We start from the raw sequence: 9642 nt of genomic DNA, 5'->3' as shown, positions 1-9642 counted from the left end.
GCGGGAAAACGAAGTTTAATGTTCATAATCTGGTTCTAACTGCTTGAAAAACCGTATTCCCGATAGAAGCATTGTGTACATTAAGCTCCGCTTTCGGGAATGACAAATAGTTTTGCAATTGGCTCAATTATATGAAATTAAATGCAAAAAAATTATTTTCTCCCATGGGCATGCATATTGCTTTAGATATAATGGTTTTGTTTGCGAGGGCGTCGTTTCAGGAAAGATATTTTCCGGCAGGGTTTCGGAAACCAACAGAGAGAGAAAGGAGACAGGAAATTGGCGCAAACAGTTGAAGTGCTGACGGATTGCAGTCTATGTTACCATAGCTGCGGGTGCAAAGTCACCGTGGAGGAGGGGAAGGCAGTAAAGGTTGAGGGTCTGGAGTCGCATCCTCTCAACCATGGTCAGCTCTGCCCGAAGGGATTAGGCACGCTGGATAATGTGTACAACCCGGCACGGATAAAGCACCCGTTGAAGAAGGTGGGAGGGGTATTTCAGGAGATTTCGTGGGATCAGGCCCTTGACGAGATTGCGGCTAAACTTAAGGGTCTCAAGGAGCAGTTTGGCGCCCAGGTATTGGGTGTTTTCTCCGGTTCAATCGGCGTGGAGAATCTGGAGATGGCAAGCCTGGTGCAGTTGTTCAAGGCCGCTTTCGGATCGCCCAATTTTTTCTCGGTGGAAAGCGTCTGCTACCGAATGCGCATTCGCACCCGCCAGATCACCTTTGGCAAATACCCTACCGAAGAATTGGATTCCAAGCTTTACATTATCTGGGGCCACAACCCCGAGCAATCGGATTTTCCACTCGAGCTTGCCCTTGAGGAGAATTTAGCCAAGGGCGCCAAACTGGTTGTCATTGATCCCAGGCGCATCAAGCTTGCCGACCGCGCTGACATGTATATGCAGATCAGGCCGGGAACGGATGGCGCCATGGCCTTGGCAATGATGAATGTAATCATCAATGAGAAGCTTTATGACCAGGATTTCATAGATAAGTACACGATGGGATTCGACAAGCTGGTTCCGCATGTGCAGCAATACACCCCGGAATGGGCGGAGAAGATCACCTGGGTCAAGGCGGAGGATATCCGGAAGCTGGCCCGAATGTTTGCAGGCACAAAAGGGGCAAGCATCTTTCAGGGCACCTGCACTCAGGATCAGACGGCCAATGGCACGCAGAACAGTCGCGCCTTCGCGATCCTGCAAATCATTACGGGCAACATCAATGTTCCCGGCGCCTGGACAATCAGCCCCCGCATTGCCTTTGGCAACGCGGGGATTCGTGTGGACGGGGATCCGATAGGTTCACATAAGTATCCGCTCTTCTTTGAGGTATGGGGCCGCAAAAGCCCCTACGGGGTGGTGACGCTGGTTCCCGAAAGCATCCCCGACAAGTTGAAGGCATTCATTGTGGTAGGCGGCAATCCCCTTGTCTCCATGCCTGATACAAATGCCTTCACGGAAGCTTTCCGGAAACTGGAGCTTTTAGTGGTGCACGACCTGTTCATGACCGATACCGCCCGGGAGGCCCATTACGTGCTTCCGGCCTGTTCCCATCTCGAAAAATGGGGAGTGGCTTATACCTACAATGTTTGCCACTGCCTGCCCTTTTTGATGTTGCGGAAGAAATGCATTGAGCCGTATTACGACAGTTGGTCGGAATGGAAGCTCCTTACCGAACTTGCCCTGAGACTGGGCTTGGGCGAATTCTTTCCCTGGAAGACGGAAGAAGAGCTTGTGGCTTTTGAACTTTCCAAGACAGGCCTTTCCTTCGATTACCTGCTTCATGAAAAGCCCGAAGGAGATTACTATCAACAGAAGGAATACGGCTTCAAGAGCAATCAGTTTTCAACCCCCTCGAAAAAGATCGAAATCTACAGCGAGGCGCTGGAGAAGGTTGGGTTCGACCCGCTTCCCACCTATCTGGAGCCGCTGAGAAGTCCGGTGAACAGTTCCCCGGCAGCGCTGAAGAAATATCCGCTGATTCTTTCTACCGGGGTAAGAAGTCTCTATTACACCCACAGCCAGCACCGGGGTATTGCCGAGCTGCATGAAAAGAATCCGGAGCCCTTCTTTGAAATGGGTCCCCTTACCGCTGCGCAGTATGGGGTTATGGATGGCGATGGAGTGGAGGTTGAAACGAATCGGGGCAAGGTGACGATGAAAGCCCACGTGGAAGACAGGGTTGCCGAAGGAATGGTGGTTGTGCCGCACGGCTGGACCGGCAAGGCCAACGTCAATCTGCTTACCGATGTTAACTGTCTGGAGCCCATCATGGGCTATCCGGATATGAAATCATTGATGTGTTCAATAAGAAAGGTTTAGAAAAGCGAAAGCGGAGGCCGATCTTCAATGGTCGGCCTCCGGCCGCCCCTGTCGCCAGGGATTCTTGATTAACAAAACTCGCTAAAGATTGTTTCCTATTTATCCTCAGCCGACGTCCGGGAAATCTTGGGAAACGCAAACGCTTCGGCCAGGACGAAAGCGGACTGCAGGGCCGATGTCGGGCATAATGAGAAGCATTCCTTGCAGCTATCACACTCCTTGGCGGCTATCTCCGGCACAAAAACTATCTCTCTTGTCGTCCCCCGGTCAACAAAAGTGACAGCGTTTTTCTTCTTTATTTCAGCGCAATATCTCACACAGAGGCCGCAAAGAATGCAAAAGGAAGGCTCTTTGCCAAAGCGGTTTTTGTCTGCCCCGTACTCCACTGTCAATGCCTGCAAAACCGGCGCATCGGGTGCATGGGCCAGCATCAGTTCCAGAATGGTTCTGCGAATATTGATTACATTCTCCGATTTGGTTCTTACCACCAAATTATCTTCTACCGGGCAGGAGCAGGCAGTGTCGAGATTGATTCTGCCCTTTTTTTCTATTTCCACCGTGCAAATTCTACAGGCAGTATAGGGTTTCAACTTCTCATGATGACAAAGGGTAGGGATGGCGATGCCGGCGCTCTGCGCCGCTTCAAGAACGGTCATTCCCGCTTTTGCTTTTACCTCTTTGTCATCAATCTTCAAGGTGACTACACCCATTTTTTTACCTCGCTTGTGGATTATGATGGAGTGGAAGATATCAGCGCCTTGCATACAAGCGCCGGGCAGCGTTTTTGCTCAATATGAGCTTCATACTCATCCCTGAAATATTTAAGACTGCCAAGCAGTGGTTTGGCGGCGCCCTTGCCCAGAGCGCATAATGCCGCCCCTTGCTGAGCCGCAGCGATCCTTTCCAAAAGATCGAGGTCGCCTTTTTTCCCCTTGCCCTCGGTAATGTTATTCAGAATCTTTATCATCTGCCGGAGACCTTCCCGACAAGGGGTGCACTTCCCGCAGGATTCATTCGAAAGGAACTTCAGAAAATATTTAACCATATCAACAATACAGGTATGCTCGTCCGTGACAATCAAGCCAGGCCCCATTGTCAAGCCGACTTTCGTCAATTCCTCAAAATCAACCGGCAGGTCAAGCATGCTCTCCGGCACGAAACCTCCCAGGGGGCCGCCCACCTGGACCGCCTTGAATTTTTTATCTCCCGGAATGCCGCCGCCGATATCAAAGACAATCTTTCTAAAGGTCGTCCCCATCGGCACTTCCACCAAGCCGCTGTTGTTAATCATTCCGGCCAGCGAAAAAACCCTCGTTCCCTTGCTGCGGCGGGTTCCAATCTTCCCATACCAATCAGCGCCGCGGTTGATTATAAGCGGGACATTGGCCCATGTCTGCAAGTTGTTCAGGTCGGTCGGGCTAGCCCACAGACCCCTTTCCGTCGCGTGATCGTACTTTGTGATGGGCTCGCCTACCCGGCCCTCCATTGAGGCCATAAGCGCCGTCGATTCTCCGCAGACATAGCCCCCGCCATCGATGCTAATCCGGATATTGAGATCAAAACCGCAACCCAGGATATTTTTACCCAGCAGGCCGTACTCCTCGGCTTGCCTGATCGCGTTCCGAGTATTTTCTACAGTCAGGGGAAATTCATCCCCCACAAAGACATATCCCTCAGTAGCCCCGATAGCATAGGCGCCGATTATCATACCCTCCAAAATGCTGTGAGGATTCCCTTCCATCATTCTGCGATCGACAAAAGCGCCCGGGTCACCCTCATGACAGTTGCAGATAATATACTTGGGTTCCGCCTCAGCCTTGCGGCACGCTTCCCACTTGATGCCCGCAGGAAAACCGCCGCCGCTGCGCCCGCGCAGGTTGGACTGCTTGATTTCGGCGATCACCTGTTCCGGCGACATGCCAAGCGCTTTCACTAAAGCACCGTAGCCGCCTATCGCCAGATAATCATCGATACTTTCAGGATCAATCTTGTTATTATTGCCGCTAAGAAGCGGCAACTGGTTTTTGTAAAAGGGTATTTCCTGCTGATGCACGATTTTTTCGCCGGTATGGGGATCAGTATAGAGCAGCCGGTCAATGATTTTCTTCCCCACTACAGTCGAAACAATCTCCGGGGCATCCTCCGGGGTTACCCCCAGATAGCAGATCCCTGCGGGATAAATAACAACTATCGGCCCTTTTTCCCCAAATTCGGGGCAGCCGGTTCTTTTGACATCAACCTTGTTTTGCAACCCCTGTTTTTCAATTTCTTTTTCAAGGGCGCTGATAACGCTATCGTTGCCGAGGCCGATACAGCCGGTTCCGTTATATATCGCAAGAAAAGGTTTATCGGTATCTCTTTTCGATAAGATGCCCTTCCTGATTTCTTCCAATTCGGCAGGTGAATTTATCCTCGGCATAATCTTCCTCTAATCGTAGTTTTTCAATATATCCTTTGCCTTGTCGGGGGTCATATTGCTGTAATAATTTCCATCCACTATCATTACCGGACCGGGCGCACCGTAGCCGAGGCAGTTGACTGTCTCCAGACTGAACTTCATCTCCGTGTCGGTTTCGCCCGGTTTAATGCCGAGCATCTCTTGAACCGCTTCGAGAATGTGCGTCGCACCTTGCACATAACAGGCAGTGCCCATGCAAATTTGCACCTCGTGGCGGCCCTTAGGCATTAAACTAAAGGCCTTGTAAAAGCTGGCTATATGCTGTAGTTTACTGAATGGTAAAGGAGTTTGCAAGTCCTTGTTGACCTTCTCCAGCACTTCCTTGGAAAGCCAATGATGTTCTTTCTGAATCTCCAGCAATATTTGGATCAGCGAGCCGGCATCACCTTGATATTTATTAACAATCTGATCGATTTTAGCGTCATCCATAACTACTGTTTTCACCTTCTTCCTTCCCATGATCCTTAGGCATGCTCCTTCACGTCAAGACGGGCGAAAAGCGCTTCCGGCTTTCATCGAACCGGACCAAGCCTTGCGTTGCCGAAATCTTCAGGTGTCTCGAGACGTCAGAGGGGCTTATGCCCAAAGCACTGGATATTTCCTCTGCGGAAAGGGGACTTTTTCGCAGCAGAAACATGATTTGGGCGATTGCCAATTTCTCTGCAACCAATTCCCGAAACATCGTTTCGACAGCGTCGCTGGCAAAATACTCATCATATTCTTCAACTGTCTCAAAATGAACCCTCAGCCGTTCCCTTTCGACCAGCTTGAGTTGGGGAACCAAAGTTTTCCCTGTTTCCAGTTGGAAATTCAATTCATACCTGCTCATCTTCTCGCTCGCGCCGATGGGCCCCAACTCTTCGAGCTTATGGGTAAAGTCAGTTACTACTTCGGCGAAACGGATCCCCTCGGAGGCAGAGACCCACTCGATCCTTAATCTTTCCGGGTTAATCCTCAGCAGTTTCAGCAATTTTCTTAAAATATGCATCATGCTCAAGGCGTGGTAATTTCCCTCCACGCCATAATGACATTCACCGAGCCAGCAACCGCCGATAAAAACCCCGTCTGCCCCGTTGGCAAAGGCCTGAAGGATAAATTCCGGATCGACCCTGCCGGAGCACATCAATCTTATTATTCTTATGTTGGAGGGGTATTGATAACGCGAAACGCCGGCAAGATCTGCCCCTGCGTAGCAGCACCAGTTGCATAAAAACCCCAAAATATTCGGTTCAAACTTGTGCCCACTAGCCATTCTTAACTCCATTCCTTGGCAGTAATCCCTGTTTTTCCCATTATTGCGCTTCTACAGGAGATGGGAATGCCACGTTAATCTGGGAAAGTATCTCTTTATTGGTATAGTGTTTCAGGGAGATAGCGCCTACAGGACACTTTGAGTTGCAAAGCCCGCATCCCTTGCAGAGGATGGAGTTGACCCGCACCCTGCTGCCCTGCGGCGTCTCATGGAACTCGATCGCGCCGTCCGTGCAGGCAGAAAGACAAGCCCCGCAGGCGATGCACTCGTTCTCATTCACCTCGCAAACAGCGCCCGAGGCGATAAGCGTCGCACGCGAGAGCACAGTTACCGCCCGGCTGGCAGCCCCATAAGCCTGGCTGATCGCCTCCGAGATGTGCTTGGGATAATGGGCCATCCCGCACAGAAAAACGCCGCTCGTAGAAAAATCAACCGGCCTTAATTTTACATGGGCTTCCTGGAAGAAGCCGTCCTGGTTCAAAGGCACCTTGAAGAATTGTGATATTTCTTCACTCGTCGCCGCCGGAGTGACGGCCGCGGCCAAAGCAAGGAAATCAGCATCGAGGGCCAGCTTCTTTCCCAAGATCGGATCGGCGACGGTAACCCGGAGGATTTTCCGGCCCTCCTCCTCGGCGGCCTCCACAACCGGTTTGTCATTGGCCTCATAGCGGATGAATTTTATCTCCCGATTGGCCGCTTCCCGGTAATAATCCTCACTGAACCCGTAGGTTCGCATATCCCGAAAGAGAATATGGATATCCATCCGGGGGTTTATCTCTTTTAGTTTCAGGGCGTTCTTGACAGCCTGGGTGCAGCAGACCCGGCTGCAGTAATTGCGATCTGCCTGTCGGCAACCGACGCACTGGATCATCGCCAGGCTCTGAGCGTTCAGCAGACTTTCTTCCTTTTTGACGATTTTTTCCTCTAATTCCAGCAGGGTCGATACCCGGTCGTCCTTGCCATAGAGGTACTCGGCAGGCTTATATTCTTCGGCGCCGATAGCAATAATGGATACCCCGTGATGCAGCTCCTTGACGCTTCCCCCGGATTTCACCCTGGTTGTAAAGTTGCCCACGAACCCGGAAACTTCCATGATGGCGGCGCCCTTGGATACATGAATGAGGGGGTGCTGATAAACCTTGCGGATAGTATCGCGCAAATATTCCTGAACATCCAAACCTTCCAGGGTGGATGCAAGTCTGCGCGCCACCCCGCCCAGTTCCTGGTCCTTTTCCAGCAGATAAACCTCAAATCCCTGATTGGCCAAGGCGAGCGCACTGGTCATGCCGGCGATGCCCCCTCCGACCACCAAAGCCCTTTTGTCAACGGGCAGCTCGAATTCCTGGAGCGGCTGCAAAAGCGCCGCCCGCGATACCGACATCCGGATCAAATCCTTCGCCTTTTTGGTGGCAGATTCCTGTTCGCGGGAGTGCACCCAGGCGCAATGCTCCCGAATGTTGGCAAATTCAAAGAAATAGGGATTGATCCCTCCTTCCCGAACCGTATCCCGGAAGAGCGGCTCATGGGTGCGGGGGGTGCAGGCGGCGACAACCACGCGATTGAGTCCCTTTTCCCTGATTGTATCCGAGATCTGCCGGGCATTGTCGGTAGAGCAGGCAAAGAGGCTTTCCTGGGCATGAACGACGTTTTTCAGGGTGGAAGCATATTCCGCCACCGAGGGGACATCCACAACTCTTCCAATATTGGTCCCGCAGCGGCACACAAAAACGCCCACCCGCGCCTCCTCATTGGAGACATCCTTTTCCGCGGGATACATTCTTGCCCTGGCCAGGTCACCTCGCTGGAAGGCAAGAATTTGGCCGCAAAGGGACGCAGCCCCGCTGGCCCCCATCACCGATTCGGGGATATCCATCGGTCCCTGAAAGGCGCCGCTTACAAAAATTCCCGGACGAGTGGTCTCCATCGGGTTGACAGGGTTGGTTTTACAGAATCCCTGGGCATTAAGTTCTATGCCGAATTTATCGGCAAATTCCACGGCGCCCGCAGGCGGCGTTAATCCTACGGACAATACCACCAGGTTGAATTCCTCCTCCTTAACCCCATCTTCGAGAGTCGAGTACCGGATCGTTACATTCTTGCTGTCCGGGATTTCTTTTCCTATCGATACATAGCTTCTGATAAATCGCACCCCGGGAAGCCCTTCCGCCCGTTGGTAGAATCGCTCGAAATCCTTGCCATAGGCCCTGATGTCGTTATGAAATACCGTACACTCGACGGCCGGGTCATGGTCTTTGGTTAAAATTACCTGTTTCTGGGTATATGTGCAGCAGACAGCGGAACAATAGCTGTGTCCGCCAGGGACAACCTGTCGGGAGCCGACACACTGAATCCAGGCCAGCTTGTGGGGATACTTCCTGTCCGAAGGACGCAGAACCTCGCCTGCGAAAGGCCCGGTGGAAGACAGCAGCCTCTCAAAATCAAGGCTGGTTATGACATTGGGCATCTGACCGTAGCCGTAGTCGGCCCGTGGCTCGGGATCGAAGATCTCATAACCCGGCGCCAGAACTATTGCCCCGACGCTTATTTCCAGCTCCTCGGGTTCTTGTGTAAAATCTATGGCGCCATTCTTACATATTCCCAGGCAAATGCTGCATTTTTCGTCTTTCAGGTAAAGGCAGGCTTTCGGGTCGATGTAAGAGATAAGCGGCACTGCCTGAGAAAAACGGATGTGGATTGCTTTGCTCAATGATATTTTTTGATTATATGGATCGGGGACCTTCACCGGACAGTACTCGGAACAGGCCGTGCAGCCCGTGCATTTGTCCATATCAACGTAGCGGGGCTTCTTGATCAGGGTGGCCTTGAAGGCCCCCGCGGCGCCTTTGACTTTGTCAACTTCCGTGTACGTCAGGATCTCTATATTGGGATGTCTGTCGCATTCGATGAACTTTGGCGATTCAATGCACATGGAACAGTCATTCGTGGGGAACGTCTTATCAAACTGGGACATCTTGCCGCCAATTGTCGTTGATTTCTCAACCAGATAAACCTTGAACCCCATATCGGCAAGGTCGAGGGCGGCCTGAATGCCGCTGATCCCTGCGCCGACGACCATCACATCGCCCCAATTGCTTTCTGTGAGACTTTTGCAAGGCTGTCCCGCCACTGCTTCTTTGCCCATTTTCTCTGTCCTTGTCAGGTTTTTTCTCTCTCTAAATCAATCCCTGGATAATCTCCGTAATATCTTTAATCGTCAGCGCTTCGCTATCCTGCATGTTCAAGCGGCTGTCCTCGAAATTGGTGATGCAGTAAGGACAGGCCGTTACCAGCTCCTCGGCCCCTGCCTCCAGAGCCTGCACCAACCGCAGATCGGAAAACCGCTCGCTCTTGGGAGTCTCCATCCAGATCCGCCCCCCGCCCCTGCCTTGTTGAGGATATTGACGGTGGCGACCGCCGCCTTTTTCATGCGGGGATCATAGTTCAAGTAGCAGCCCGGGAAATACAGGATTTCCATCCCCGCAGGTGGTGCACCGCCACATATCGTCGCTTTCGATCTCCGTCAAACCGAAGGTGGCCTGACGGATGAGCTTGCGCATGCTGAACTTGATCACCCGATTCCACGGACAGACAGAGTCGCACATCC

Annotated in this window: 6 protein-coding genes and 1 pseudogene; 1 reads left to right on the top strand and 6 read right to left on the bottom strand. The window is 52.0% G+C overall.

What is annotated here, in order from left to right:
• The first annotated feature begins 279 nt into the window (after positions 1 to 279).
• Positions 280 to 2328, top strand: coding sequence for a molybdopterin-dependent oxidoreductase (locus K0B01_13815; GenBank protein MBW6487216.1), 2049 nt, complete (start codon positions 280 to 282; stop codon positions 2326 to 2328).
• A gap of 95 nt (positions 2329 to 2423) precedes the next feature.
• On the opposite strand, the gene K0B01_13810 is transcribed toward K0B01_13815, so the two are convergent.
• The 6 genes and pseudogenes from K0B01_13810 to K0B01_13785 form a co-directional block, all read right to left on the bottom strand.
• A complete protein-coding gene (locus K0B01_13810; protein ID MBW6487215.1) occupies positions 2424 to 3038 on the bottom strand; it encodes a (2Fe-2S)-binding protein in 615 nt (204 codons plus the stop codon).
• 20 nt (positions 3039 to 3058) lie between these two features.
• Complete coding sequence (locus tag K0B01_13805) at positions 3059 to 4747, bottom strand: SLBB domain-containing protein (GenBank protein MBW6487214.1); 1689 nt, start codon at positions 4745 to 4747, stop codon at positions 3059 to 3061.
• A 9-nt stretch (positions 4748 to 4756) separates the two neighbouring features.
• Positions 4757 to 5215 (bottom strand): NAD(P)H-dependent oxidoreductase subunit E, encoded by a 459-nt coding sequence (locus K0B01_13800; GenBank protein MBW6487213.1) that lies wholly within the window; start codon positions 5213 to 5215, stop codon positions 4757 to 4759.
• Positions 5216 to 5264: 49 nt separating this feature from the next.
• The gene (locus tag K0B01_13795; protein ID MBW6487212.1) at positions 5265 to 6038 is read right to left on the bottom strand and encodes a hydrogenase iron-sulfur subunit; all 774 of its coding nucleotides are present in this window, start codon (positions 6036 to 6038) and stop codon (positions 5265 to 5267) included.
• Positions 6039 to 6078: 40 nt separating this feature from the next.
• Positions 6079 to 9180, bottom strand: coding sequence for an FAD-dependent oxidoreductase (locus K0B01_13790; protein ID MBW6487211.1), 3102 nt, complete (start codon positions 9178 to 9180; stop codon positions 6079 to 6081).
• Positions 9181 to 9211: 31 nt separating this feature from the next.
• Positions 9212 to 9642 (bottom strand): annotated as a pseudogene (locus K0B01_13785) (hypothetical protein).

This window comes from Syntrophobacterales bacterium, assembly GCA_019429105.1.
Lineage (GTDB): Bacteria > Desulfobacterota > Syntrophia > Syntrophales > UBA5619 > DYTH01.
This window is presented reverse-complemented; position numbering and strand designations above follow the sequence as displayed.